Genomic DNA, 26,691 nt, shown 5'->3' with positions numbered 1-26,691 from the left:
AAAATCAAGAGGCGCTGATAACAGGAGGTCTCTTCAAATCAAGAAACAGTTGTGTAAAGGAAGCATCCCATTGTGTCCCGCTGCCTTCTTCCAAAATGGCGAGTGCTTTTGCAACGGGCATTCCTTTCCGGTAAGGGCGATCGGATGTCATCGCGTCATAGGCATCAGCAATCGCCATGATCCGTCCGAAGACAGGAATCGATTCTCCCGCCAAACCTTCTGGATAACCTTTCCCATCGTAACGCTCGTGATGGTACTTTACCCCGGGAAGAATCGGTTGTAACTTCTCCGGGAGATGAACTTGCGATAAAATATGCACGCCGATGACGGGGTGTTGTTTGATTTTGTCGAACTCGTCATCGGTCAAGCGTCCTTCCTTCAATAACACATCATCCCGGATTCCGATTTTTCCAATGTCATGTAAAAGGGCGGATTTACGCAACAGCTCGACTGAATCATCGGTCAAGCCGGCAGCGCGGGCAATCTCAACCGAATATTCCGCGACGCGTAATGAGTGTCCGGCGGTATACGGATCCCGGGCATCAAGTGTCGCAGCAAACAAGGTAAACAAACTGTCGAGCAACTGTTCGTTTTCCTGATCGCGGCCTTGGATACCTTCGACCATCAAGTTGAAGCCGCCGACTAATTGAGAGAATTCATCGGAAAAAGGATTGTTGATCGTGTTCAACTGACCCGATTCAATCTGGGCAACTCCTTCTTGCAAAGCCAGGATCGGTTTTTGAATATTTTCATATAGAAGCAAACTGCAAAATGTCGCAAGACAAAGGATGACGATTAAGATTAAGGTCGACCAACTCCAGTAGGAGCGCAGGCTCTCGTTCTCTGTCAACTGGACGGCAGAAGCGAGAACGAACAATAAAATCGGGAAGACACCAATGATCAGTGTACTGATTAACATTTTTTGCCGGAGGCTGATGAAGTCCTTTTTGGTCAAGATAAGCTCACCATGACCATATTGTTGCGATTGAACCGTTAATTCTGCCAACATGGATTCCGTGACACGATACGTTAAGAAAAATTCGATTAAAGCATGCAAGATGGCAACGAGAATGGCACCAAAGCAAGCAAGACCGATCAGATAATACGGCATTTCGAGCCAGTTGAAATGAATGGCGAGTGCCGTTAAGGAAGAAGACGGAATCGATAATCCAAGGAAATGAGGTCCGAGAATACGTTTAATGGTCAGTAACGGAAAACGGTGAGTCGTCCGAAAAGCAGCAGTAAGTTGTGCTTGGCTCGGAGTCGATGTCTGAAAGAATTGATAGAGCGGACGCATATGTTTTCGATAGATCGTATATTCGAAGCTAAACATTAAAACAACAGAGAGAAACATGATTGTCAGCAAAATTACACGTTCTCGTGCATCGAATGTCAACGTTTCGAAAATAAATAGACAGCCGACACCGAACACAGCGACAAAGGATCCAATCAAGTAATTCTTCAAAAGTTGTCGTTCGAATTTTTGGAGAGGTGTCATGAGTTGCCTCCTTTTGAATTAAGTCATGTATGTAGCGTATCGCGATACGTAACCGACAATCTGTTCTCTTTTAAAAAATGAGGGGAACGATTGATGAACGGTTTATTATTAATATCGGTCAATTTCCGTAAAAATGAACTAAATTCCAAAAATAGGTATAGTTACAAAGTACTAATTGTTCTAAAAGTAATTGATTAAGCAACTAAAACAATATATGATTTGAATATTCAGAAAAGTTATCTCGGTCATGCTTTTCACTACTACATAGGGGGTCAGTTCACGTGGGAAAAAAGAAACAGCTTAGCTTAGCCGTCTTATCCGGAATCACGGCAGCCGCATTTGCCGTTGGTCCAGTTTTACCTGGTGGGAAGGTAAAATCTGTTGAAGCTGCTGAAAAAGCAGTAGCCGGTGCACCGATGGATTTAAACACGGTTGATCAGGAACGTCTATTGAAAGTGCTTGAAAAACGTGGGGTCGTCTCAAAAGCTGCATCTGCAGCAGAAAAACAAAAAGCCGTTCAAAAGTATCTTGATAAAAAGGCGAACGGGAAACCGGAAGCCGATCATGATCATGAGACGGAAAAAGAAGCGAAATTTGATCAAAAAACAAAGGATTTCTTGACGAAACAAAAAGATCAACTGGCGAAACAACTCGCTAAAAATCACAATAACTACAAAAAAGGTAAAAAAGATGGGTTTGTCAAAGTCGATAAAGCCAAACAAGCAGCTTACAACGGTGCTACCCGGACAGACAAAGTACTCGTCTTACTTGTCGAATACAGCGACTTTAAGCATAACAATGTCGTCCAAGAACCGGGATACATGTATTCGAAGGACTTTAACCAAAAACATTATCAAGACTTGATGTTCGGAGATAAAGAATTCGAGCTGTTCAACGGCGATAAGGTCAAGACGTTCAAACAATATTATGAAGAACAATCCGGTGGCAGCTACTCAGTCGATGGGAAAGTATCGAACTGGTTAACAGTACCGGGTACGGCAAAAGATTATGGTTCAGACAATCCGAAAGGCGGCAATGATAACCTTCCGGGCGCAAAAGGACCACGCGGTCTTGTTAAAGATTCATTGAATGCAGCGGTAAAATCCGGCATTAACCTTGCAGAGTATGATCAATTTGATCAGTACGATTTAGATGGTGACGGCAACCAGAATGAGCCGGACGGTCTCGTCGATCACCTGATGATTCTTCATGCCGGAACAGGACAAGAAGCAGGCGGCGGAACGCTCGGCGACGACGCAATCTGGTCGCACCGTTGGACACTCGATGGAGTTTATCCTGTTGCGAATACAACTTCAAATTCTACAAACTGGGGCGGCAAGATGGCAGCCTTCGATTATACGGTTCAACCGGAAGACGGTGCAGTCGGCGTCTTCGCTCACGAATTCGGACACGATCTTGGACTTCCGGATGAGTATGATACACAGTATACAGGTCAAGGTGAGCCGGTTGCTTCATGGTCGATCATGAGTGGCGGTAGCTGGAACGGTAAAATTGCCGGATCAGAACCGACAAGCTTCTCACCACAAAATAAAGAGTTCTTCCAAACTGTCATGGGCGGAAACTGGGCGAACATCCAAAACGTTGATTTCGATTCACTTTCAAAAGCAGGAACGGCTTCGTACCTCGATCAAAGTGTCACGAAATCAAAAAATCCTGGAATCATTAAAGTCAACTTACCGAAAAAGCCGGTTAAAGGAATCGCTCCAGCTTTCGGTAAAAAATACTACTACAGCACAAAAGGAAATGATCTCCACACGTCAATGACGTCACCAGAGTTTGATTTGACGGCTGCGACATCTGCGAAGTTTGACTACAAAGCATACTTCGATGTCGAATACAATTATGACTTCTTGAAAGTCACAGCAACAGCTGACGGTGTCTCGAAAGAGATTGATGTCATCGGTAACGATGATACGGACGGTGATCAACGTGCCGAATCTTCAAAAGGTGCATGGGTCGACAAATCATATGACCTCAGCGAATTTGCCGGTAAAAAGGTTACATTGACGTTCGACTACACAGGGGATGCCGGTCTTGCCCTCGATGGTTTTGCGCTTGATAACGCAAAACTGACAGTCGACGGAAAAGTCGTCTTTGAAGACGATGCAGAAGGTACTCCGAAATTTAAATTGGACGGTTTCGTGGCTTCGGATGGTTTCAGCTACGCGGACAACGCATACTACCTCGAATGGCGGAACTATGCAGGCTCAGATAAAGCACTTGAGCATGCACGTGGCGTGAAATACAACACGGGTCTCGTCGTTTGGTATGCCGATAGCAGCTTCACAGACAACTGGGTTGGCGTTCACCCGGGCGAAGGATTCCTCGGTGTCGTCGATTCGCATCCAAAAGCAATCGTTGGAACACTCAAAGGACAACCAGTTGTCACAGGAAGCACACGTTACCAAATCGCGGATGCGGCTTTCAGCTTCGACAAAGCACCAGCATGGCTCATCGACTCGCCATCACGTGGTCTTTACGATTACAAAGGACTTTCTGGCGTAACGAAGTTTGATGATTCTAAATCGTATATCGATCAATTGATTCCGGATGCAGGAAAACTGCTCCCGAACAACGGTCTTAAAGTACAAGTCATCGGTGAAGCGAAAGATAACTCTGCTGGAGCAGTCTGGATCCACCGTTAAGAAAAAGGAGCAGGTTCGGAGCAATCCGAATCTGCTTTTTTTTAGTTCGAAAAGTGGAATCAATTGGTAAATTATTGGTCAGACAACTTGACTTTTAAAGCGCAATCATTTTATACTGACGTTAGCTTAATATTGTTATTGTCACTACTGATTCACATTGCGTCACGAACAATCTTTTCGTCGCTCCATGTATTTCGGGACAATAATGAATTTCTTTCATATGCGTGGCATATGTATTAAGTAATTTATTTTTGGAGGTTGTTCCCATGAACACAGGTAAAGTAAAATGGTTTAACGCAGAAAAAGGTTTCGGTTTCATCGAAGTTGAAGGCGGAGAAGACGTATTCGTACATTTCTCAGCAATCACTGGTGAAGGTTTCAAATCACTTGACGAAGGTCAAGAAGTTGAATTCGAAATCACTGAAGGCGCACGTGGAGCACAAGCTGCTAACGTCGTAAAACTTTAATCTTAACTTTTCAATCGTCCTTTTTCGAAAGGGCGATTTTTTTAATGAGTTAATATCTTGAATTCAAGATATATATGCGCTATACTGACGGTACAAACTATTCATTCAGAAAAGGACGTGGCAAACATGGAATTACTTGGTATTCATCACGTATCGATTTTAACGGGAATGGCGGAACGGAACTATCAATTCTATACACAGGTTCTTGGGATGCGTCTGATCAAAAAGACGGTCAATCAGGACGATACGACATCGTATCATCTGTTTTATGGAGATGCAGAAGGGAATCCGGGAACGGATCTGACTTTTTTTGATATTCCCCATTTAGGGACCGGTGTACCCGGTGCGTCAAGCATCTCGTCGACATCACTCCGGGTCAAAACAACAGCATCCCTTCAGTTTTGGGCAGAGCGCTTTACGCAACAAGGCGTCGATCATGATTCGATTGTCGAACGGGCGGGGCGTCAGACGCTGGCGTTTCGTGATCAAGAAGGAACCCGGTTGATTCTTGTCGCAGAAGACGGGGAACAAGGTGTTGCAGGAGGCGTGCCGTGGAAACACGATGAAATTCCGGCTGAACATGCAATCGTCGGCTTAGGTGCCGTGACGCTGACCGTCAATGATCCGGAACCGACCGCTCTTGTCTTAACCGAAGTTCTTGGCTTTAAGAAAATCGGCAGTTATCCATCGCTGGCCGGTGATTTTGCGGAGATTGACGTCTACTCGACGGGACAAGGTGGAATCGGGGCAGAAGTTCATCTCGAAGCTCGCCCGGATCTCGACCGGGAACGGCTCGGCCGTGGCGGCGTCCACCATGTAGCGTTCCGTGTACCGAACAGTGAAGAGTATGACTTATGGGTGAAACGATTGAAAGAATACCGTCTGCCAAACTCAGGGAAAGTCGACCGTCACTATTTCCAGGCGCTCTATTTCCGCGAACCGAATCATATTTTGTTTGAATTATCGACGGATACACCGGGATTTGCAACGGATGAATCAGTCGAAACCCTCGGTGAGACATTAGCTCTGCCGCCATTTCTCGAACCGCAACGGGAGCAAATCGAAGCCCGTCTCCGCCCACTCGAAATCTGACAATCCTGTGACACAGGTCACAGACTGACGGGCGTCCCGTATACTAAAGACAGGAACCAGGAAAAAGGAGTGACGGGATGTTAGGAACTACGTTAGGTCAATTTCGATTGATTGCGATTTTAGAAGGTATTTCATTTTTAGTCTTACTGTTGATTGCCATGCCCTTAAAGTATATGGCAGATATTCCGGAAGCCGTTTCAGTCGTCGGAGCCATGCACGGTGTGTTATTCGTCATGTATGCACTATGGCTTGCTGTCGTTAAATTCAAATACCGTTGGTCGTTTGTAAAAGCAGGGATCGCCTTTATCGCTTCGTTCATTCCATTCGGGACATTTGTACTCGATCGAAAGTTAAAACAGGAAGCAACAAACGCGTAAATTGTGTATACTAGAAAAAGCACGGCTGTGGATAACTGTTTTTGTCGATTCGAAGCAGGTTATCCACAGCTTTTTTCTGTGGATAATTTTTAGGAGGATACTATGTCAACATTTGAAGCACTACACATTCAAGAACAATGGGTAAAGAAATTACAAAAACAAGGCATCAAACAACCAACGCCGATTCAAGAGCAGGCGATTCCGCATTTGCTCGCCGGTCGTGATTTAATAGGAAAAGCACAAACCGGAACAGGGAAGACGCTGGCGTTTCTTCTGCCGATTCTCGAACAAATCGATTTAGACAGCAAAACGGTCCAAGCGTTGATCGTCGCACCGACACGTGAACTCGCACGTCAGATTGCAGATGAAACACACAAGTTAATCCGGAACATGGAAGATATCCGTGCGCTGGCTGTATACGGTGGACAGGATGTCTTCAAACAAATCCAACGTCTCGGTCGCATGCCACAAATCATCATCGGGACGCCGGGGCGGATTTTGGATCACGTCGGTCGCGGAACACTTGATTTGAGTGAATTGAAGACGCTTGTTTTAGATGAAGCGGATCAGATGCTGCAAATCGGATTCTTACCGGAAATCGAAGATATCATTGCAGCAGCACCAGTTGATCGTCAGTTCGTCATGTTATCAGCGACGATGCCGGAAAAAGTCGAGCAACTCGCGAAAACGTATTTGCGTGATCCGATTGAAGTCCAAGTCGAGGCAGAAAAAGTAACGGTCGATGCAATCGAACAGTTCGTCGTCGAGACGACGGACCGTCGGAAACAGGCGACACTCCGGACGATGCTTGACGAGATGCGTCCTTATGCCGCCATCATCTTCTGCCGGACACAACGCCGTGTCAGCAAGCTGAATGAAGAATTACAGATGCAAGGGTATCCGACGGATGAATTGCACGGTGGTTTGACGCAAGGGAAACGTGAAAAGGCGATGGCGAAGTTCTATCAAGGAAAAACACCATTCCTGATTGCGACAGACGTTGCATCACGTGGTCTTGACGTGACTGGTGTCACGCACGTCTTCAACTACGATTTACCGGACGATGCGGAAAGTTATGTTCACCGGATCGGTCGGACAGGTCGTGCCGGAAACGACGGCGTAGCGATTTCAATCGTCACACCACGTGACGGTCGCAGTTTCCGTGATATGGAACGCGAACTGGGTGTCGAAGTGACACCGATTGTCGTCGAACTTTCGGATGAAATGATTCGTGCACAGCACGATCAAAGTAAAGGAACGAAAAAACCGGCGGAAGGTCGCGGTAACACACGCCGCTCGAGCAACCGTCGTCCAGGCCGTGATCACCATAAATAAGTAAGTAAAAATTCCCTTTTCTCCATGGATCTTTTGGAGGAAAGGGGATTTTTTATTTGGCGTACACCATCTGTCCGCCGAGATGACCGGTATAAGCGAGTAAACCGCTTCCGACAACAGCAACAATCAGGCTCAGCATAAGCATTGTTTTTTTGTTGGAACGGTAGCCGAGCAACAGGAGAACAAAGGCAATTCCAAAGGCAACGAGACTGAACAAGGCGAAATTTTCATGATTCGAGATGGCAGCGTGTGTTGCACTGCTCAGGTTGGTTTCTGCATATTCTTCTGCTCCGTCACCGGATAAATACGCTGCGACGCCGGACAACAGGCCGGCAAATAAAGTGATGAGGACAAATAATTTTAACTGGACCCATTTCAAACTGAATAGTAATAAGAGTGTTGCGAACAGTAAAAGAGCGATCGGTGCATGAACGAGCAGGGGATGAAGTGGTACGCCACCTAACATAAGATAACCTCCTTGATAAGTAATAAGAACATACTGTTACTTTAACCGGGTTATCTGACAGTTAGCTGACGGTCATTAAGAAAGTGGAAAAAGAATCGTGAAGCGTGTTCCGGTTTCGGGTGTGGATTCAACCAAGATAGCGGCTTGATGTGTATCGGCAATCGATTTGGCGATGGCGAGCCCGAGCCCGGTTCCGGTACCATGGCGAGAGTGGTCACCGCGGAAGAACCGTTCAAATATCTTATCGTGATTTTCCGATGGAATGCCGATTCCGTGATCAGCGATAGTTAATCGAACACCGGTTGACGTCTGTTGCAGTTGAACTTCAATATCAGCATCGCTGTAAGCAACGGCATTTTCTAAAAAAATCGTCAACAAACGGATTAATTGATTGGCATCTCCCTTGATCAACAGATGAGGTGTGACGGTCAAAGCCAATGTCCGATCGACCAACGTATGTTTAAACCGTTCAGAAGTCTGCGTGACGAGTGTGCTTAAATCGACCGGGCTCATGGATCCGGGTTGACCGGACATTTCTTTTTGACACTATCGGTGTTAGCCGGTCTACTCGGTTCATTCCCGGCATTGAGAAAACAAAAGACACGTCTGCATAATATTCACCTGTACAGTGGCTGGGCCGGATTATTGGCGATTGTGCTTCATGCGACGCTGATCGTCGTCGATACGTATGCTCCTCTGAGTTTACTTGAAATTCTGATTCCGGGAACGGCATCCTATGAGCCGCTTTGGAATGCCTTTGGAACGATCAGTCTGTACCTGTTTGGTTTTGTCTTGGTTACTTCTGATTTCTTGAAAGAGGCGCTCGGAAAAACATTATGGAAATTAACGCACTGGCTTGTCCTGCCGGCCTGGCTCTTGATGACGCTTCACGGGATATTCATCGGGACGGATACAGGAACACTTTTCACGACCATTTGGTATGCCTGTTCGACACTGACATTGTTTACACTGATTTTGTACCGGATGCAGGTCCGTCCGAAAACAGCAACACCTAAAAAGCAAGCGTCCTCACTAGTGAAATGAGGACGCTCGTTTTTTAGCGTTGTCTTAACCACGTGGTCCAAGCCTGAAAGGCATCTTCCCGATTGTCGATATAGTTGTGATCACTATCGACAATGATTTGTTCAAAGGCGCTGGCATCCTGAAGCAAGTCATGATGAAGTGATTTGATGGACGTCTCATCACGTTCCGACGTCACAAGTAAGGCGGAACGTGTTCCGAGTTGTTCTTTCAGTGACAGCAGGTTCCACGTCGCATGATGTCGTTTTAGTTCGTCGAGCAGTATGTCGCCGTCGGTATGCGACAGGAACTGGGCTCCGCGGCTCAAGACGCCTTGTAACGCCTCTTCATGTTCCGGATAATCGAGTACCAGTTGACCGATCAAACCGAAGTTGAATGGAGAGATACCGATGTAATGCGCAATGTCCGGAACATCGACGAACGCATGAAGTCCGGCAAAGCCGCCCATACTGTGGCCGACGATTGAAATCTGATCTACTGAGATATCGTGTGCTTGCGTAAAGGCGGGAGAAATGACATGTTGCATGATGGCAGTCGCATCTTCAAGGACATGTTGGAAACGGAATGCTCCCGGACTGCCAATCGTTCCGCGGTAAGACGTCACAAGGACGTGAAAGCCAAGGTTTTGTAATTGAACCGCCCAGTCCATGTTCAATTGTTTCCCGGGGAATCCATGAAACAGGACGATGAGTGGGGCAGGAGCAGCGAGCGCAGGAGAGTAGAGACGGCAAAATAACGACTCGTCCCCGCCGCTCGGAAGTTCGAGTAATGATAAGTTGGCTTTTTTAGTGATGGTTTCCATGACATCCACTCCTTCAGAAAAAGTTGCATCTGCCATTTAGTTTGATACAAATCGCTGAACAAGGCAATGATTAAGTCTATGAATTAAATGGAAGCACAAAAAAAGACGGAACGCAGGACTCGATCTAAAATCGAGTCCCGGCCTTCCGTCAGATGGTGTTTACCTTTAGAACACTTTTGTCGTCCACGATTCACAATTCCATAAATCCGTTGCGACGGCTTCGTAAAATTCAGGTTCGTGTGAAATCAACAGAACCGTTCCTTTATACTCCTGAAGAGCCCGTTTGAGTTCTTCTTTTGCTTCGACATCCAAGTGGTTGGTGGGCTCATCGAGAACAAGAATGTTGGATTCTGTGTTCATCAATTTACAAAGGCGGACCTTCGCTTTTTCCCCACCACTGAGGACTTCGATTTTCGATTCGATGTGTTTCGTCATCAGACCGCATTTCGCGAGCATAGCCCGGACCTGCTGCTGTGTCAGAGACGGGAATGTGCCCCAAATCTCTTCGATACACGTATTCGAATTTTTTTCCTTGATCTCCTGTTCGAAGTAGCCGATGTGAAGATTTTCTCCACGTTCGACTGTACCGGAAACCGAAGGAATCTCACCAAGCAGACTTTTGAGTAACGTCGACTTCCCGATACCATTTGCCCCGTGTAACGCGATTTTTTGACCGCGCTCAATCATCAAGTCAAGCGGACGGGAAAGCGGCTCATCGTATCCGATGACAAGTCCTTTCGCTTCGAACATCAACTTACTTGGTGTCCGGGCTGTCTGGAAATGAAACTCAGGTTTCGGACGTTCCTGCGCGAGTTCGATGACATCCATCTTATCGAGTTTCTTCTGACGGGACATCGCCATGTTCCGTGTCGAGACACGGGCCTTATTTCGGGCGACGAAGTCTTTCAGCTCGGAAATTTCCTGCTGTTGACGTTTAAAGGCTGACTCATGTTGCTTCTTCTTCGCCTCATGGACAGTCAGGAAGTTGTCGTAATCACCGACGTAACGATTGAGTCCTTGGTTTTCCATATGGTAAATCAAGTTGATGACACTGTTCAAGAATGGAATATCGTGTGAAATCAAGATGAACGCATTTTCGTAATCATTGAGGTAACGTTTCAACCATTCGATATGTTGCACATCCAAGTAGTTGGTCGGCTCATCGAGTAACAGGATGTCTGGTTTTTCAAGCAACAGCTTCGCGAGCAGGATTTTTGTCCGCTGTCCGCCGCTTAGTTCCTGGACATCACGATCGAGACCGATCTCATCAAGACCTAGACCGCGTGCGATTTCTTCGACTTTCGCATCAATCGTATAAAAATCATTGTTCGTCAAGATGTCTTGTAAGACACCGACTTCTTCTAACATTTTTTCGAGTTCGTCTGGTTCGACTTCACCCATTTTTGTATACAGATCATTGATTTCCTGCTCGATGTCGAACAAGTATTGGAATGCTCCTTTTAAGGCATCACGAATCGTGAGTCCTTTGGAAAGAACAGCATGCTGATCCAGATAGCCGACACGAACGTGTTTCGCCCATTCGACTTTTCCTTCGTCTGGTTCGAGCTGTGAAGTAATGATGTTCATGAACGTCGATTTACCCTCACCGTTTGCTCCGACAAGACCGATGTGTTCCCCTTTTAACAGACGAAACGAGACATCTTCGAAAATCGCACGATCGCCAAAACCATGGCTTAAGTTTGATACCGTTAAAATACTCATAGTTACTCCCTTATTTCACGAATTCAATTAGACGCCTGTCCGTTTTTTCTGGTTGTTCGTTTTTTTCGTTTTTTGGCTTGTCATTTGTTTTGTTTCTGTTCCGCGCAAACCGGTCGGACGTTTTGTCTGTGATTGTTTTTTTGCTTTTAATTGTTCAATCATTGCTTCTTGAAGAGACAATTTTTTTGGTTGTTCGCTCATGTGTGTTCACCTCGATTAATTCGTTCTTATCCTCTAGTATGCCAAAAAAAACCTGTCTTGAAAACGAACTATACTTAATTCTTTCATTAAATGATTTCTTCGCCTAAATAAATCACGTAACAATTTCGGTCTAAATCGACTTCACAGCTGTCTCGTTCAAAGACGCCGTGATCGGGTACGCTCAATTTATCTTTAACTAAAAAGCGCATGGCCTGGATATGATTCGGGACGGTCACTGTCTTGATGACCGGATGTGAAGCACTTTCCTGGAAGCGTCGGAATTCGAGATGAATCTGGTGCGGCGGATAGACACGGTCCGCCGGATCACGGGGAGACGCTTCCACATGATCGACGATTAACTGATCGTATTCGCCGTCCATTTCATTGGAACGCAACTCATATAAGTGACCTTCGATGATATGAAATTCGCAAAGTTGATGCGCAATGATTTCCTCCGGTTCAATGGCAAAGCGGCTGTATTGATAAATTGATTTGAACTCATTTTGATCTTCGACATAATAGGCAAGTGACATTTGATTTCCTCCTCAAGTCTTCTTCGTTATTCTACTGGCATTAACAAAAAAAGTTCCGGAACGACTTAGAAACTTTTTTGGTGGAAAAAGCGTATACTTAGAATAACAAATTGTGATGAGAGGGGTATGCGATGTGAGTTGGATGAAGCAGGCAACACTTGCAGCTACGTTATTAATCGGAACGACGCTCAGTGGATGTGGATCGGACAATGCAAAAGCGGAACGTCCGGATGATCCGGATTGTGATGATTATGAATATGATAACGATGAAGGTGTTTGGTATTGTGATGATTCAAGCTCGACACACTCGGGGTTCTTTTACTGGGGAGGAAGTTACTTTGCTTCACGCGCCTTGATGCATAGTGCGATGCGAACGAAAGGGTACACACCCCGATCAAAGGACGTCAAAAGTTATAATGCCAAGACAAAAGGATTTGGGACGGGGTCATCGTCCGGCTTCTTCGGCGGATGAGGACACGACAGGAATTGTACGGGGATATCGACGCTTTTTGGGATGTGCTGGATGGGGAAATTTACGCTTTGGCGGAAGTGATGCCCGTTTCGAACGAGACGATTCAGGCATTGCGGACAGCGGCACGAGAAGCGTATACCATCTTTGAAAAAGTGATTCCGATTCTTTGGACGATGGATGACGACGGATTAATTGAACTTGGTTTTCCAAAGGATGCTTTACCGTTTTTACGGTTACAGACGATGCGTCCTTTATCAGTCATCAGCCGCTTCGATTTCATTGTCACAAATCATCGGATTTCGATCATGGAATGGAATGCGGATACGCCGACATTCATTAAGGAGTCCTTTGAAGTCAATGATCGGATTGCGCGAAAAGTGGGTTTTCGATCAATTAATGACGGACAAGCGAAACAGTTGGCGGACAGCGTTGATCGTGCGGTGAAGGCGGCAAGCCACAGGATTCGTCACGAACAGCCGCACGTCGTCTTCACGTCACACGGAGACAACATCGAAGACCGGTGGACGACAGAGTATCTGCAACAATTTGTTGCCGGTGCTACATACTGTCCTCTTGACGAACTTGAGATACGGGCAGAAGATGGGTTGTATGACCAACAGGGACGGCGAATCGATATTCTGTACCGGCAGACGTTTCCGATTGAGATGGCTTTACTCGACCGTGATGAAGACGGAACAGAGCTGGGACATTTGTTGCTGCAGCTCGTCGAGATGGGATTGCTTGAAATCATCAATCCACCGTCGGCTTTTCTGATGCAGGCAAAATCGGTCTTGGCCTTGATTTGGCTCTTGCATGAAACAGACCATCCTTATTTGACCGGGCGTGATCATGAGATTATTGCTCAGTATTTCTTACCGACCTATTTGAGTCCGGAGCCGTTTTTACGTCAAAATCAGGCATTTGTCGAAAAACCAATCTTTGGACGGGAAGGGGATACGGTTACTGTCCGTCAAGGGGACGGGAATGTCCTGTTCAGCAACGAACAACGTTCATTCAGCGATCAGTCTGCCGTGTATCAACGTTATCAGGAATTACCGATATGGTCATTAGAAGATGAAACAGAAGTCGCATATATGTTTGGTGTATTTGTGCTTGGCGGGCGACCGAGTGCTGTCGGGGTGCGGGCAGGTGAACGGATTACGGGGAATCGATCTTATTTCTTACCGATCGGACAACGTGAAAATCAAGAGGAGGATGGATGATGAAAGCAGCTATTTTAGGAGCGACTGGTTTAGTGGGGCAAGAACTGGTCGATCAACTATTGGCGCATGATGAATATCAGGAAGTACATGTTCTTGTACGTCGTCCGATGAATCGATTTCATCAAAAACTCGAAGAATGGGTGATTGATTTTGATCATGTGACGGAAATCGAATTACCGGAAGTCGACCACGTTTACTGTGCGCTGGGGACAACGATCAAACAGGCTGGGTCGCAAGAAGCGTTTCGTCTCGTGGATTATACATATCCAATTGAAGTGGGACGGGAATTGCTTGATCTAGGGGCTACTCGATTTGCTCTGATTTCGGCACTCGGCGCCCATCCGAATGCGAAAACATTTTATAACCGTGTCAAAGGGGACGCGGAAAATGGATTACGCGTACTCGGTTACGATGCCTTACTTATTTTCCGCCCTTCGTTATTGTTAGGCGAGCGGGATGAATTCCGTTTTGGCGAACAGGCGGCGGCCCGGGTATCCACTGTGTTACGTCCATTGTTGCGGCGCAGCCCGTACGCACCGATTGAAGCGGCGAAGGTCGCGCAGGCGATGATTCATCATACGCTGCATGAACCACCAGGAGTAACGATTGTTGAATCAAAAGAGATGCAGACTTGAGTGAGCGGATTTTTCGTATCACTCTTTTTTGTGTACCGAAATTAATATTTGACTCCTCAAATGATTTACGGTTGAATGATATAGTGCTGTCTCACAAACAAAAAAAGAAGTGAGACAATTCAGGCAAAACAGTGTATTTGCGTTCAATTCGTTCGTTCATGCTTATCGTTTGGGGAAAGCGGGAAAAAGATTGGACAATGTGCACATATCGAAGGTAGACGAAAGGAGCCGTTCATATGGCAGAGTTTGATCGCGATCAGGTCTACAAGACTGTTCCGCAAAAAGGATTCTTCGGAAATCCAAAAGGACTGTTCACGTTATTCTTTACTGAGTTTTGGGAGCGCTTCTCCTACTACGGGATGCGTGCCATCCTTATCTATTATATGTACTACTCTGTAAAAGATGGTGGTCTTGGAATCGACGAAAAAATGGCGTCTTCCATCATGGCGATCTACGGATCATTAGTTTATATGTCCGGTGTCATCGGCGGATGGATAGCCGACCGTTTATTAGGAACATCACGGACTGTATTTTACGGCGGTGTATTGATTATGACTGGACATATCGTTCTGTCCTTACCGGCAGGCGCTACAGCACTGTTCTTCTCAATGGGTTTGATTGTAATTGGGACAGGGTTATTGAAACCAAACGTTTCAAATATTGTAGGTGATCTGTACAGCAAAACGGATAGCCGACGTGATGCTGGTTTTAGTATTTTTTATACAGGAATCAATGCAGGTGCATTCTTATCTCCGATTATCGTAGATGGAGTGCGTTTGCAGGCAGGTTTCCATGCCGGTTTTGCTGTTGCGGCAGTAGGTATGTTTTTAGGACTGATTGTCTTTGTATTGACAAAGAAAAAAAATCTCGGACAAGCTGGTCAATACGTATTAAATCCGATGTCAAAAGAAGAAAGAGTACACTTTTATAAAGTAGTTTCTTTCGCTTTGATTGGTATTGTGGTTCTTGGCTGGATTGCTTCAACAATCGGTTGGTTGACGATTAATACGTTTTCGTTTGTTGTGACGATTCTTGGAGTCATCATTCCAGTCTTTTACTTCTATTTTATGTTGCGTAGTCCTAAAATTAATTCTGATGAAAAATCAAGATTGTATGCATACATTCCATTATTTTTGGCAGCTGTTATTTTTTGGGCCATTCAAGAACAGGGAACATATGTATTATCTAAATTTGCCGATCAACGTACGGAGTTAAGTTTCCTCGGATATGAATTTAGCCCGGCACTTTTCCAATCCGTCAATCCGCTGTTTATTATTGCACTAGCACCAGTCTTTGCAAGTATCTGGATTAAGCTTGGGGATCGCCAGCCGACAACACTTCAAAAGTTTTCGTTTGGTTTAGTATTTGCCGGCTTATCCTTCATCGTCATGATGATTCCAGGTCTATTGTTCGGAACAGAAGGGTTGGTCAGTCCGCTTTGGTTAGTATTTAGTTTTCTGCTAGTTGTGATCGGTGAACTTCTTCTTTCTCCAGTCGGTTTATCGGCGACGACAAAACTGGCTCCATCTGCATTTTCGGCACAGACGATGAGTCTATGGTTTATGACAAATGCTACAGGACAAGCCGTTAATGCTCAAATCGTTAAGTTTTATGATCGTGATACGGAAGTCATGTATTTTGGTATCACAGGCTTAGTTGCAGTGTTCTTCGGATTGCTACTGCTTGTTTTTTCGAAAAAACTCCAAGTTCTCATGAAAGGAATCCGTTGATTTTATACTGATGAGGTATGGAAAATGGTCTGTTTCAATGCTTCTGGTATTGTGAGACTCAATCGAATAAAAAAAGGTACTGTACAACGTCTACTATGACAGACAGTTAAAACAATCAAACTGTCTGCTATAGTAATGATTTTTATTTTTCGTGATGAATATTTTACTTCGAAAATAGATCAAAAAAACTCCATATTCGTACGAGGGTACTGAAAAACTTTAAAAGAAAAAAAGGCGATTGACCCGACTAACTCGGAAATCAATCGTCTTTTCTCTTGATCACGCTCAAAGAGCACGAGGTTTTTCAGTGCTCTCTATTCGTACTGGAGTTGTTTTATAGGATTTCTGTGTAAGCTGTTATTTAGTAATACTGATCTTACCTTCTACATTATATTTTTTTTTGATTTTAATTGTTTTTGTTTTTCCCGTCTTACTACGATGACCATCTGTAGTAAACCATTGATTGTATTTTTGTGTATAGTTCTTGTACACAATACGAGTCTTAAAAGTGCCTTTTTTCCCTTTTGGAATGTATTTTTCAGAATTCACCGTTATAGTTTTATCTTTACCGAAGAATCCTTCTAAAGATCCCTTAATAGAACCCCTTGAAATTTCACCTGCCCCAGTAACACTCCAATTGGTTTTTACTTTCTCGGATACAATCATTTTCTGTGGACCGTGCATTGTCTTAGATTCGACTTCCCATGCACCGTAACTTTTTGATTTGTAAACAGGGGATGCCGCAGGAGCATAATAGAAATATGTACCTTCATTTCCACTTAATGCCTGAGTATATTTAGGTCCTACAAGTACAAGAGAAGTCGATAAAAGTATGGTAGCGCTTAAAATCTTTGTGATTTTTTTCATCTTAAACCTCCAAATGCTTATTTTTAACTGTTTTAATATAACATTTAAGGTTTTTTTTGCAATTCAATCATTTGTGCGAATATGACGTAAAGATTCTGCGAGCAGGGCGACGAGTGTTCCGAGTACGAGACCATTCGACATCAATGTCGTGACGAGTGGAGGTAAATCCGAAGTGGCGCCTTTCGGAAGAAGCAGGGCACCGATTCCGACTAGAACCGGTAAGCCGACCGTAATCATGGCGGTCTGGCGATTCAATTCCCGCGAAGCTTCCGTGACCCCGATAATCGCCATTCCGGCAACGATTGGAGCAACCATTGCGTATCCGACAGCGACCGGAATCTTTGCAATCAGTCCGACGAACGGAGTGACGACGCTGAGGAACAGACAAATGGCATTGGCAATCGCAAAGGCCTTCCGATCCGTATTATCGGTTGAAGCGATGAAACCGGCTGTCCCGGAAATCGCAACGGGACCGACCGTTCCGAACATTCCCGCGAAAATTTGCCCGATTCCGGCTGTGACGCCGGCTGTCGCGACTTGTCCCTTCACTTGCTCACCACGTTTTGCACTGATGATTCGTTCAATGACTTTGATGTTCGCCAAGACGTTTGTCATCAGCAACAATGAGATGATCAGTGCTGTCGGGAGTAAGCTCCAGTCGAGTTGAATACCACCGAACGGCATCAAATCAGGGAACGTAAAGAACGGACCGTCGAACGTCGGCATTTCGGCACGACCAATCAAAGCAAACATGCTCCAACCAACGAGCAGGGTGATCAATAACGCATACTGACGCAACCGATCGCTACGTTCTAAATAAAGTGAGATGATGACGGTTAAGACAGAAATGACGGCAGGAAGCACCTGAATCTTTCCGTCTTCGATATTGAGCAATCCTTTCATGACCGAACCGGATAATTGAGCCGATAACAGTAACATATAAACACCGATGACTTGTGGTGTGAACAGAGGAACGAGTCGACGAAGCACACCGGTCAGGGTGAGAATGATACAGATGATCCCGCTTAAGATGAGAAGAAAACCTAACGACTGTAACGTGTTGGAGTAACTGCCGTACAAGGTGATTCCGATGGAAGAATAAAGCGCGAATACTCCCCACCAAATACCGGCAGGGCCTTCCATGATCGGCAGACGGTGGCCGAATAACACTTGAATGAGACTTAAAATCGCAAAAACGAATAAACAACGTGAGAGGAAAGCGAGGGTATCTGCACTTGATAGTTCAAATGAGGCAGCAATCGCGAGTGGCGGGGCAATGTTAGTACAAATAATAAACAAAAACCACTGAATCGTGGAGACAACAGTACGTGGCAAAACAAATGATTCCCCTTTCGAATAACGGATGCTTTTTTAATCTTAAACCAAATATTGAAAAAGAGATAGATACGCTTACATTAACTGAAAATTCAAAACACTGCTTTCATATGTGATTTTGCACATTATATTGGGTATCATAAAAGAGGAGGGATGAATATGAAAAGATGGTTAAAACGAATCAGCATCAGTCTACTGATTCTGGTAGGGATCTTAGTTGCAGCATTCATGATTTGGGCTCAATTTGATTACAATCCAACAAAAGAAGCAAAACAGTATTTCGGTGAACCGGTCGGACAAGGTTATCAGTTCGGAGACGACACGAGTGAAACGGGCTTCATTTTTTATCAAGGGGCCAAAGTGGATCCCGCTGCATACAGCTATTTCGGTCACCGATTGGCACAAGAAGGATATTATGTCGCCCTGCCGAAACTGCCGTTTAATATTGCGCTGCTGGACTCTAAAAAGGGATTATCGATCATCGAAGAGCATCCAAAAATCAAGCAGTGGTATTTGATTGGTCATTCGTTAGGCGGAAGCGCCGCTTCAACGATTTTGGAAGACAGTCCGAAAATCAAAGGCATGATTTTTTTAGCTTCTTATCCGATTGATGTAATCGATACTCCGTCGCTAACCGTCTACGGTGGAAGGGACGGGGTTTTACCGGTCGAGGATATTGAGGACAGTAAACAGGATGTCCGTTCTGATGCAGTGTTTCATCTGATCCAGGATGGAAACCATGCCAACTTCGGGATGTACGGCAAACAAAAAGGGGACAATGACAGTCCGTTGACGCCAAAAGAACAACAGGATGAAACGTTGAAGGTGATCCGGGAATTCTTATCTGCACAGTAAAAAAGACCCGCTCTTCTGTCTGATTGGACAGGGGAGCGGGTTTGATGTCTTCTCATATATGTTACGTCAACCGTCGTGAAACCTCGTCAAGCGTTGGCAAAGCAACCATCGCGCCTTTGACCGAAGCGGCTAAACCTCCGGAAATCGCAGCAAAGCGGCCGATATCCTGTAATTCGTTTTCATCCCAGTCAAACGAAAACGAGCGGATGGCACATTGATGGAGGAGACCGGACATGAACGCGTCACCTGCTCCCGTCGTATCAATCGCATCGACAGAAATCGCTTGAATCTCTGCCATCGAGCGGTCGGTATAAATCAGAGAACCTTCCGCGCCACGCGTTACAGCCAGTAACCGAATCGGATATTCTGCGAGTAGTTCGGCAGCCCCTTCATCCAAATTCGTCTGGCCGGTTAAAAAGGTCAGTTCTTCCTCCGCCAGTTTCACGATTTGAGCATCCGGTAAGACGGACCGAATCGTGGAACGGGCAGCATCTAAATCAGACCATAACGATTCACGTAAATTCGGGTCGTAAGAGATCGTGACATTATTGGCTTTCGCCACTTCAATCGCCCGCCGTGTCGCTTCGACCGCATCTCCGGAAATCAAGGAGATTGATCCGATATGCAAGAGGTCCGCCTCGGCGAGTGAATCCGGAATGTCTTTTTCATGAAAACTCATGTCCGCACGATAACTGTTGATGAACTCGAATGACCGGTCACCGTCGGCTGCATTCGTAACGAGGACAAGGCCGGTCTTATGTGTCGGATCAAAAACAAGATGATCTGTCTTAACACCGTAATGATGAAGTGTATCCTTTAAAAAGTGTCCCATCGAATCGTCACCGACGGAACCAAGGAAATAACTGTCGGCGCCGAGCCGTGCTAATCCAACGGCGACATTGGCCGGTGCACCACCCGGATTTTTTTGGAATGTTACATTATCGGCATCGAGCGGTATTAAATCGATCAATGCTTCACCAAGACTATAAATTTTCATAGGAGGTACCCCTTTCAAAATCTGGCCGAATCCGTTCCACGTGAAGAGCCATATAGCCGACTTCGGATTGCGGCACAGTCGTCTGTAATTCTTGTTCCAACCAGGACGCTATGTTTTCCGCACAACGGAAAGCGTCCGTATAACGGGTTTGAACAGCGGATAAGATGACGTCATCCATGTCATGTAACGTTTGCCCTTGTTCGATCCGGGCTAAGACGAGTTTCATATGGGTGAAGAACCGGTAATAGGTCATCGAGGTCGTTTCAATCGTTTGACCGAAAAAGGCTTCGATTTGTTCACGCAACTCATTTAATAACGTAGCCGTCTGGAGGGCGGTTGCCATATTAGGATGTCGTTGTCGTGCATTATACAAGTGAAGGGCGATGTTCGCAGCTTCTTCTTTCGGTAATGAAACGGCTAACTGTTGTTCAATATGGGCGACTGCCCATTCTCCAATCTGATATTCCGCTGTATACAGTAACCGGATTTCTTCCGCCAAGCGATTATGGACGACCAGTTGTTCACGGGCAAGCCGGACGGCGTGGGCGAGGTGATCGGTCAGACTGACATGAATGTAGTCATGAAAAGGTGTTTTCAGTTCGCCTTCTGCATAAGAAATGATCTGTTCCGACAAATCGATGATATCCAGTGGAGTCGTCGTCAGGATTTCCTTGAACTGTTCGGCATTTTCAAAAGACGGGATGAACATTTTTTCGATTTTCGTCGGATCAACAGGATCCTTCTTTTTTTTACCAAAAGCAATGCCGGGTCCCATGATGATCCGTTCCTGATCTTGTTCTTTTGTGACGATGGCGTTATTGTTGAGTACTTTATGAATGATCAGTCTGACTACCTCCTTTCTACTTCCATTATACGGGTTATCGGCAATCTAGGAAAACTGACAAATGCGACCCGAAGAGGATTCTCAAGGGGTCGCATCGTTTAATTAAGCAGCCAAATCCGTCTGTTTTTGTTTTCGTGCATCGAGACGCATCAAGATGACGGTAGCGACGAAGGCCGTTGCGACAGCAATTGCGAAACCAACCAAATAGTTGATCAAGTTGGAGGCGCCGAGCGGAGCGACGATGGCAATCATCGGAATACCGGTTAATCCGTAAGCGTTCGCTGCGACTTGTGTCAAGACGACATATCCGCCGCCGATCGCGCCACCAATCGCACCACCGATAAACGGTTTACCGAGTCGAAGGTTGACCCCGTAGATGACAGGTTCCGTAATCCCGAGAAATGCGGAAAAAGCAGACGGGAGAGCGAGTGCTTTGAGTTTGACGTTTTTCGTCATGAAGTAAACGGCAAGTCCTGCTCCGCCTTGGGCGACGTTTGCCATAGACCAGATAGGAAGTAAGAAGTTTTTACCGATACTCTTATCGGCAAGTAATCCCGCTTCAATCGCATGGAAACTGTGGTGCATTCCTGTGATGACGATTGTCGAGTACAGACCACCGAATAAGAGACCGGCGACGACCGAGAACTGCTCATAGAAGAAGACAAGAACAAACGAGATTCCCTTACCGAGCAACGTGCCGATTGGACCGATGACGATGAGTGCGAGGAAGCCTGTCACGAGAATCGTCACGAACGGTGTGACGAGGAGATCAAGTGTTTCTGGTGTCCGTTTACGGACTTCTTGTTCAATCTTAGCCATGACCCAAACTGTCAGAAGAACCGGGAAAACCGTTCCCTGATAGCCGATCAATTCAATGTTCATGCCGAGGAAATGCATCACTTCCGGTTCACTGTTTCCGAGTGTCCACGGATTTAATAACGATGGATGGGTCATGATTCCACCGATGACGGCACCGAGGTACGGATTCGCACCGAATTCACGGGCAGCCGAGAAACCGATCAGAATCGGTAAGATGATGAAAGCGGAAGACGAGAACATATCGAGCAACTGGACGATTGGCGAATCACCGCTGACCCAGCCGAATGCCTTGATCATTCCGAGCAGTCCCATTAACAGACCGGCAGCGACGATAGCTGGAATCAGCGGTACGAAGACGTTTGATAATGAGCGGGCAAGACGGGCAAACGGATTCAATTTTTGCGAAGCTGCTTTTTTGACATCAAGCTGTTCTTCTCCGTCCGGCCTTACACCAGCGAGTGGGGCGAATTCAGCGAAGACCTTGTTGACAGTACCTGTTCCGAAGATGATTTGATACTGACCTGAACTTGAGAATGCACCACTGACACCGTCCAAGTCTTCGAGAGCAGGCTGATTCACTTTGGATTCGTCATGCAGGACGAGGCGGAGCCGTGTTGCACAATGGGCGGCCGTAATGATGTTTTCCCGGCCTCCGACGAGTTCGAGGACATGTGCTGCAGTTTGTTTGTAATCCATCTTGAGTTCCTCCTTTAGGAAAGGCGTGCAGTTGCAACAAGCCACAAAAAAAGGCAAGACCGAACAGCATCTCCACGAACGAGATGCTGAATCGGTCTTGCCAGCCGTACTGTCACAATCCGCACTATTTGCTTGTTGCCCTCATCATAAGGAGAAAAGAAAGCGTTGTCAACCGTTAAATGGGTTCTTTTTGAATCGAGATATCGACTTCGACACCAAAGTGGTCAGAAACAACCGGTGCGAACACCCCGTCAAAGACGACTCCGACGCGATCGACGTCGATTTTTCGGTTCGATAAGACCAGGTCGAGACGTAATCCTTGTTGATTTTCTTCCCACCCGTCAATTTTGCCTTCGACCGTTTCAATACCAACAGTCTCTTGAGCCAACAAAAAGACGTCGTGGAGGCCGCGTTGTATCATATGGTCATAGCCGGCCTCACGTTCCAATGCATCATTGTTGAAGTCGCCTAAGAACATCGTCCATTCAAGAGGGTCCATTCGGGCAATCAAATGATCGAACTGTTCACTGAACGGCTCATCCGCATCTTCCCACCAACCGAGGTGACAGGAATTAAACGTGATTTGTGTCCCGTCGATATCGATGGTTGCCCGGACGATTTTGCGGGACTTCCAGTCCATCGTGTCCTGACTTCTGCTGACGTAATAACTGTCTGATTTTAAGATGGGGTGTTTCGTCAAAAGAGCGAGACCTTCCTCATACGCATCATATCCGATATGCGAGAAGTCCCAGACGAACGAATAGTCGAAACCTTGTTTCGCCAAGGCTTGTTGAATCAAGTAAACAAAATTATCTTCACGGATGTTGTCATAAAGGATCGGAGTATCCATCAATTGACTCACTTCCTGTAAAGCAATGACATCATAATCCTGTTGGATGATTTGTGTAACGATTTGATCGAGTTTATCGAGTTGATTGGTTTCCTGCCAAGAATGGCAATTGAGCGTAAGTAATCGCATCTGTTGATCCTCCTGTTTTTCAATAAAGAAAGGTGAAACTCAAGGAGAGCTTCACCTTTTCTTATTTACCCTAAATCATCTGGTTTATGCGCCGATTCGATCTTGGATATCTGATTTCAAGACATCCGCTTTAGGACCGTAAATAGCTTGCACGCCATTATTTTTTAGGATTAATCCAAGTGCACCATTGGATTTCCAATCAGATTCCGGTGCGACAAGACTTGGATCTTTGACCGTGACGCGCAGGCGTGTCATACAGGCATCGACTTCCTCGATGTTTGCTTGACCCCCTAATAATCCGATGATGCGTGAGGCTTGTGATTGATCGTTTGTTGCAGCCGCTTCGTTCGTAGCTTGAGTGTTATCTGAAACGACGACATCATCCAAGTAGTTTCCGTTACGGCCAGGTGTTGCATAGTTGAACTTTTTAATAACGAAACGGAATGTAAAGAAGTTCAAGAAGAAGAAGAACACACAGACACCGATGAAGCGGATCAAGTCACCGATCAGTCCCGCTTTTGCAATCAGCGGAATCCGTGTCAACAATTCAATCGCTCCGAACGCATGGATCCGGAGATGCATGACGTCAGCCAAAGCAAATGCAACACCTGTTAAGACAGCATAGACAACGTAAAGGACAGGTGCGATGAACATGAACATGAATTCGATCGGCTCCGTGACACCTGTTAAGAAAACGGCAAGACCGGCAGATAGGAAGACCGGTTTATAAGCTTTCTTTTTGTCTTCATCAACCGACATGTACATGGCAACAGCAACACCGATTAAAGAAGCCAGGGAAGTAACGACTTGTCCTTCTTTAAAACGTGCCGGGACGACACTGTTGATCAAATCGTTGTATCCTTGTGTGTTACCTGCTTGTTTTAAGTTAACGAGATCGGTAATCCAGGCGAGCCATAACGGATCTTGACCTGCGACCGTCGAACCTTGCGCTGCCCCCGTTAAAATTTTATACGTTCCACCGAGTTCCGTGTAGTTCATCGGAACCGTCAGCATGTGGTGAAGACCAAACGGTAAGAGCAGACGTTCCAGTGTTCCGTAAACGAATGGAGCAAGGATCGGTGCCGTATCGCGTGACGTCGCGATCCAGCGTCCGAAGTCATTCAATAATCCTTGGACGAATGGCCAAACGAGTGATAAAACAAACGCTGCAACGACGGATCCACCGATGACGACGAATGGAACGAATCGTTTACCGTTAAAGAATGCAAGTGCATCAGGCAACTTGCTGAAGTTATAAAATTTATTGAAGAGTACAGCTCCAAGGAAACCGGAAATGATTCCGACGAATACGCCCATGTTAAGCGCCGGAGCACCAAGGACAGAAGTGAAATAATCTTTTACAATTAAATCAGAACCAAGTAAAGACGTGACGGTTGCTTTTGGATCGGCAAGCATCGTCGAGTTGACACCGAAGATAGCACCGGTAACACGGTTGACTAAGATAAAGGCAAGTAAGGCAGCAAATGCTCCGCCGGCCCGTTCTTTTGCCCACGATCCACCGATCGCAACGGCGAACAAGACATGCAGGTTAGTAATGATGGCCCAACCTAAATCTTCAACAATTCTTGCAACCGTTTGCATAAACACGATGTCGCCACCGTACATTCCGATCAACTTCCCGATCGAGATCATGATTCCGGCAGCTGGCATGACTGCGATGACTACCATTAAAGCTTTTCCTAGCTTTTGCCAGAAATCAAATGAAATCTTGTTTTTCATGTGGTTTCACTCCTCTATGTATCTGTTATCTGTGTAATTAGTGCAAGAAATGTAAGCGATTAATGCAACCGCTTGCACCTAGAATTGTAAGCGATAACTTTTTAAAAAGCTAGTTCTTTTTTATGATTTTTTTGAAATTATATTTTAGAAAATGAATATTATGAATAGGAGAAGTGTTGAAAAATGAAAATCGGGAATAAGTTAACAGGAAAGAAAGCGGAGCGTCATGTGCTTAGAAAAAGGAGACGAAATCATGAGTGAATCGATCATTCCTCTCACGAACTATGGAGAACGAATTCGAATGTTACGGAACCGACAGGGCATGGAGCTCGAACAACTTGCGGAACTGACGGAAACGACACCTGAAATGATGAATCGGATTGAAAAAAGCCTGGCATATCCATCCTTTTCGATGATCGAACGGTTGGCAAAGGTGTTAGGTGTTCCGTACGAACATTTACTTCGGGATATCTGGTCGGCGCAAATGATTTTTCAACAAGAGGAAGATCAAAAAATCATTGATTTGCCTTCGAGTTAACGATAGAAAAAAAGGGCTGACTCAAAAGTCAGTCCTTACAAAGAAAAGGATGGCAGATTCTAATTCTGCCGCCCTTTTCTCGTTTAAACAGGAATCACTCGTTTCACGCAACTCCTACAGGAAAAAGCGCATTTTTGTGCTGTCAGAGACAAACAAGACCCGCTTTCCTGCCTGAATGAGGCAGGAAAACTGGCTTGTGTCTCGCCTGAGGAAAGGGCGTGAAAAGACGAGAGATTCCTTTTTGAGTCAGCCTCTTTTACTGTATTATCGATTATCGATGGTTTCGGGATATAAATCATGATTAAACAGACGGTGCTCTGCCATCTGTTCATATTTCGTACCCGGTTTACCGTAGTTGTAGTATGGATCAATTGAAATCCCGCCGCGTGGTGTGAATTTTCCCCATACTTCGAGGTAACGGGGTTCCATCAGTTTGACAAGATCCTTCCCGATAACGTTGATGCAGTTTTCATGGAAGTCACCATGATTACGGAAGCTGAACAGATAAAGTTTTAGTGATTTTGATTCGACCAGCTTCTCGTCCGGGATGTAAGAGATGTAGATGGTCGCAAAATCCGGTTGATTCGTAATCGGACAAAGGCTCGTAAATTCAGGTGCATTGAATTTTACGAAGTAATCATTTTCCGGGTGACGGTTCGGGAAGGCTTCAAGCACTTCCGGTTGATATTCAAAAATATACGGGACAGACTTTTGACCAAGTAAGGACAAATCGTTTAAATCTTCTGGACGCATAATTAATC

General features: G+C 45.6%; 27 protein-coding genes. 12 read left to right on the top strand and 15 right to left on the bottom strand.

Annotated features, from left to right (window positions below; all coding sequences use genetic code 11):
• Positions 1 to 4 precede the first annotated feature (4 nt).
• The gene (locus AC3IRK_RS15155) at positions 5 to 1,498 is read right to left on the bottom strand and encodes an HD domain-containing phosphohydrolase (protein WP_131503541.1); all 1,494 of its coding nucleotides are present in this window, start codon (positions 1,496 to 1,498) and stop codon (positions 5 to 7) included.
• Between the two features lie 281 nt (positions 1,499 to 1,779).
• On the opposite strand from AC3IRK_RS15155, the gene AC3IRK_RS15150 reads away from it, so the two are divergent.
• The 5 genes from AC3IRK_RS15150 (at position 1,780) to AC3IRK_RS15130 (ending at position 7,435) form a co-directional block, all read left to right on the top strand.
• Complete coding sequence (locus AC3IRK_RS15150; RefSeq protein ID WP_489170185.1) at positions 1,780 to 4,164, top strand: immune inhibitor A domain-containing protein; 2,385 nt, start codon at positions 1,780 to 1,782, stop codon at positions 4,162 to 4,164.
• 266 nt (positions 4,165 to 4,430) lie between these two features.
• Positions 4,431 to 4,631: a cold-shock protein gene (locus AC3IRK_RS15145; protein ID WP_012371797.1), complete on the top strand. Its 201-nt coding sequence runs from the start codon at positions 4,431 to 4,433 to the stop codon at positions 4,629 to 4,631.
• 126 nt (positions 4,632 to 4,757) lie between these two features.
• Positions 4,758 to 5,723 (top strand): ring-cleaving dioxygenase, encoded by a 966-nt coding sequence (locus AC3IRK_RS15140; RefSeq protein ID WP_489170184.1) that lies wholly within the window; start codon positions 4,758 to 4,760, stop codon positions 5,721 to 5,723.
• A gap of 77 nt (positions 5,724 to 5,800) precedes the next feature.
• Positions 5,801 to 6,100 carry a DUF3817 domain-containing protein gene (locus AC3IRK_RS15135; RefSeq protein ID WP_131503538.1) on the top strand — a complete coding sequence of 100 codons (300 nt, stop codon included), beginning with the start codon at positions 5,801 to 5,803 and terminating at the stop codon, positions 6,098 to 6,100.
• A gap of 102 nt (positions 6,101 to 6,202) precedes the next feature.
• Entirely contained in the window at positions 6,203 to 7,435 is a 1,233-nt protein-coding gene (locus tag AC3IRK_RS15130) for a DEAD/DEAH box helicase (RefSeq protein ID WP_131503537.1), read from the top strand.
• A 52-nt stretch (positions 7,436 to 7,487) separates the two neighbouring features.
• Here the strand turns inward: AC3IRK_RS15130 and AC3IRK_RS15125 are convergent, their stop codons facing one another.
• Positions 7,488 to 7,901 (bottom strand): DUF2231 domain-containing protein, encoded by a 414-nt coding sequence (locus tag AC3IRK_RS15125; protein ID WP_131503536.1) that lies wholly within the window; start codon positions 7,899 to 7,901, stop codon positions 7,488 to 7,490.
• A 75-nt stretch (positions 7,902 to 7,976) separates the two neighbouring features.
• Positions 7,977 to 8,435: a sensor histidine kinase gene (locus AC3IRK_RS15120; RefSeq protein ID WP_489170183.1), complete on the bottom strand. Its 459-nt coding sequence runs from the start codon at positions 8,433 to 8,435 to the stop codon at positions 7,977 to 7,979.
• 6 nt (positions 8,436 to 8,441) lie between these two features.
• Between AC3IRK_RS15120 and AC3IRK_RS15115 the strand changes: the two genes are divergently transcribed.
• Positions 8,442 to 8,945: a hypothetical protein gene (locus tag AC3IRK_RS15115; protein WP_426354306.1), complete on the top strand. Its 504-nt coding sequence runs from the start codon at positions 8,442 to 8,444 to the stop codon at positions 8,943 to 8,945.
• Positions 8,946 to 8,958: 13 nt separating this feature from the next.
• On the opposite strand, the gene AC3IRK_RS15110 is transcribed toward AC3IRK_RS15115, so the two are convergent.
• The 4 genes from AC3IRK_RS15110 to AC3IRK_RS15095 form a co-directional block, all read right to left on the bottom strand.
• Positions 8,959 to 9,744: an alpha/beta hydrolase family protein gene (locus tag AC3IRK_RS15110; RefSeq protein ID WP_131503530.1), complete on the bottom strand. Its 786-nt coding sequence runs from the start codon at positions 9,742 to 9,744 to the stop codon at positions 8,959 to 8,961.
• Between the two features lie 165 nt (positions 9,745 to 9,909).
• Positions 9,910 to 11,466 (bottom strand): ABC-F family ATP-binding cassette domain-containing protein, encoded by a 1,557-nt coding sequence (locus AC3IRK_RS15105; RefSeq protein WP_012371786.1) that lies wholly within the window; start codon positions 11,464 to 11,466, stop codon positions 9,910 to 9,912.
• 27 nt (positions 11,467 to 11,493) lie between these two features.
• Positions 11,494 to 11,667, bottom strand: a complete 174-nt coding sequence (locus AC3IRK_RS15100) for a hypothetical protein (protein WP_012371785.1) — start codon at positions 11,665 to 11,667, stop codon at positions 11,494 to 11,496.
• A gap of 86 nt (positions 11,668 to 11,753) precedes the next feature.
• Positions 11,754 to 12,200 carry a hypothetical protein gene (locus tag AC3IRK_RS15095; protein ID WP_114596682.1) on the bottom strand — a complete coding sequence of 149 codons (447 nt, stop codon included), beginning with the start codon at positions 12,198 to 12,200 and terminating at the stop codon, positions 11,754 to 11,756.
• Between the two features lie 142 nt (positions 12,201 to 12,342).
• Here AC3IRK_RS15095 and AC3IRK_RS15090 point away from each other — a divergent pair, with 142 nt between their 5' ends.
• The 4 genes from AC3IRK_RS15090 (at position 12,343) to AC3IRK_RS15075 (ending at position 16,260) form a co-directional block, all read left to right on the top strand.
• Positions 12,343 to 12,672 (top strand): hypothetical protein, encoded by a 330-nt coding sequence (locus AC3IRK_RS15090; protein ID WP_114596785.1) that lies wholly within the window; start codon positions 12,343 to 12,345, stop codon positions 12,670 to 12,672.
• Positions 12,669 to 13,895 carry a glutathionylspermidine synthase family protein gene (locus AC3IRK_RS15085; protein ID WP_131973513.1) on the top strand — a complete coding sequence of 409 codons (1,227 nt, stop codon included), beginning with the start codon at positions 12,669 to 12,671 and terminating at the stop codon, positions 13,893 to 13,895. Before AC3IRK_RS15090 ends, AC3IRK_RS15085 begins: the two co-directional genes overlap by 4 nt.
• Positions 13,892 to 14,530 (top strand): NAD(P)H-binding protein, encoded by a 639-nt coding sequence (locus AC3IRK_RS15080; protein WP_026827139.1) that lies wholly within the window; start codon positions 13,892 to 13,894, stop codon positions 14,528 to 14,530. The genes AC3IRK_RS15085 and AC3IRK_RS15080 overlap by 4 nt, the downstream gene beginning before the upstream one ends.
• Before the next feature lie 236 nt (positions 14,531 to 14,766).
• A complete protein-coding gene (locus AC3IRK_RS15075) occupies positions 14,767 to 16,260 on the top strand; it encodes a peptide MFS transporter (protein ID WP_188004896.1) in 1,494 nt (497 codons plus the stop codon).
• Positions 16,261 to 16,617: 357 nt separating this feature from the next.
• On the opposite strand, the gene AC3IRK_RS15070 is transcribed toward AC3IRK_RS15075, so the two are convergent.
• Both AC3IRK_RS15070 and AC3IRK_RS15065 read right to left on the bottom strand, forming a co-directional pair.
• A complete protein-coding gene (locus AC3IRK_RS15070; RefSeq protein WP_489170182.1) occupies positions 16,618 to 17,127 on the bottom strand; it encodes a hypothetical protein in 510 nt (169 codons plus the stop codon).
• Between the two features lie 63 nt (positions 17,128 to 17,190).
• Complete coding sequence (locus AC3IRK_RS15065) at positions 17,191 to 18,462, bottom strand: purine/pyrimidine permease (RefSeq protein WP_131503527.1); 1,272 nt, start codon at positions 18,460 to 18,462, stop codon at positions 17,191 to 17,193.
• A 159-nt stretch (positions 18,463 to 18,621) separates the two neighbouring features.
• On the opposite strand from AC3IRK_RS15065, the gene AC3IRK_RS15060 reads away from it, so the two are divergent.
• Positions 18,622 to 19,317 (top strand): alpha/beta hydrolase, encoded by a 696-nt coding sequence (locus AC3IRK_RS15060; protein WP_489170181.1) that lies wholly within the window; start codon positions 18,622 to 18,624, stop codon positions 19,315 to 19,317.
• Between the two features lie 61 nt (positions 19,318 to 19,378).
• Here AC3IRK_RS15060 and AC3IRK_RS15055 read toward each other — a convergent pair whose 3' ends face one another.
• The 5 genes from AC3IRK_RS15055 to AC3IRK_RS15035 form a co-directional block, all read right to left on the bottom strand.
• Positions 19,379 to 20,314 (bottom strand): carbohydrate kinase family protein, encoded by a 936-nt coding sequence (locus AC3IRK_RS15055; RefSeq protein WP_489170180.1) that lies wholly within the window; start codon positions 20,312 to 20,314, stop codon positions 19,379 to 19,381.
• On the bottom strand, positions 20,301 to 21,152 hold the full coding sequence (locus tag AC3IRK_RS15050; protein WP_489170735.1) for a PRD domain-containing protein: 852 nt from the start codon (positions 21,150 to 21,152) through the stop codon (positions 20,301 to 20,303). The genes AC3IRK_RS15055 and AC3IRK_RS15050 overlap by 14 nt, the downstream gene beginning before the upstream one ends.
• 108 nt (positions 21,153 to 21,260) lie before the next feature.
• The gene (locus tag AC3IRK_RS15045) at positions 21,261 to 22,673 is read right to left on the bottom strand and encodes a sucrose-specific PTS transporter subunit IIBC (protein WP_131973510.1); all 1,413 of its coding nucleotides are present in this window, start codon (positions 22,671 to 22,673) and stop codon (positions 21,261 to 21,263) included.
• A 175-nt stretch (positions 22,674 to 22,848) separates the two neighbouring features.
• Positions 22,849 to 23,652 (bottom strand): endonuclease/exonuclease/phosphatase family protein, encoded by an 804-nt coding sequence (locus tag AC3IRK_RS15040; protein ID WP_131503522.1) that lies wholly within the window; start codon positions 23,650 to 23,652, stop codon positions 22,849 to 22,851.
• 84 nt (positions 23,653 to 23,736) lie between these two features.
• Positions 23,737 to 25,392, bottom strand: a complete 1,656-nt coding sequence (locus AC3IRK_RS15035) for a PTS transporter subunit IIBC (RefSeq protein WP_131503521.1) — start codon at positions 25,390 to 25,392, stop codon at positions 23,737 to 23,739.
• A gap of 253 nt (positions 25,393 to 25,645) precedes the next feature.
• Here AC3IRK_RS15035 and AC3IRK_RS15030 point away from each other — a divergent pair, with 253 nt between their 5' ends.
• Positions 25,646 to 25,930: a helix-turn-helix domain-containing protein gene (locus AC3IRK_RS15030; RefSeq protein ID WP_131503520.1), complete on the top strand. Its 285-nt coding sequence runs from the start codon at positions 25,646 to 25,648 to the stop codon at positions 25,928 to 25,930.
• 264 nt (positions 25,931 to 26,194) lie between these two features.
• Here the strand turns inward: AC3IRK_RS15030 and queF are convergent, their stop codons facing one another.
• Positions 26,195 to 26,683 (bottom strand): preQ(1) synthase, encoded by a 489-nt coding sequence (gene queF / locus AC3IRK_RS15025; RefSeq protein WP_012371770.1) that lies wholly within the window; start codon positions 26,681 to 26,683, stop codon positions 26,195 to 26,197.
• Positions 26,684 to 26,691 lie beyond the last annotated feature (8 nt).

It is taken from the genome of Exiguobacterium sp. GL_137, assembly GCF_057834585.1.
The sequence above is the reverse complement of the archived record's forward strand: the minus strand, read 5'-3'. Positions and strand labels throughout refer to the sequence as shown.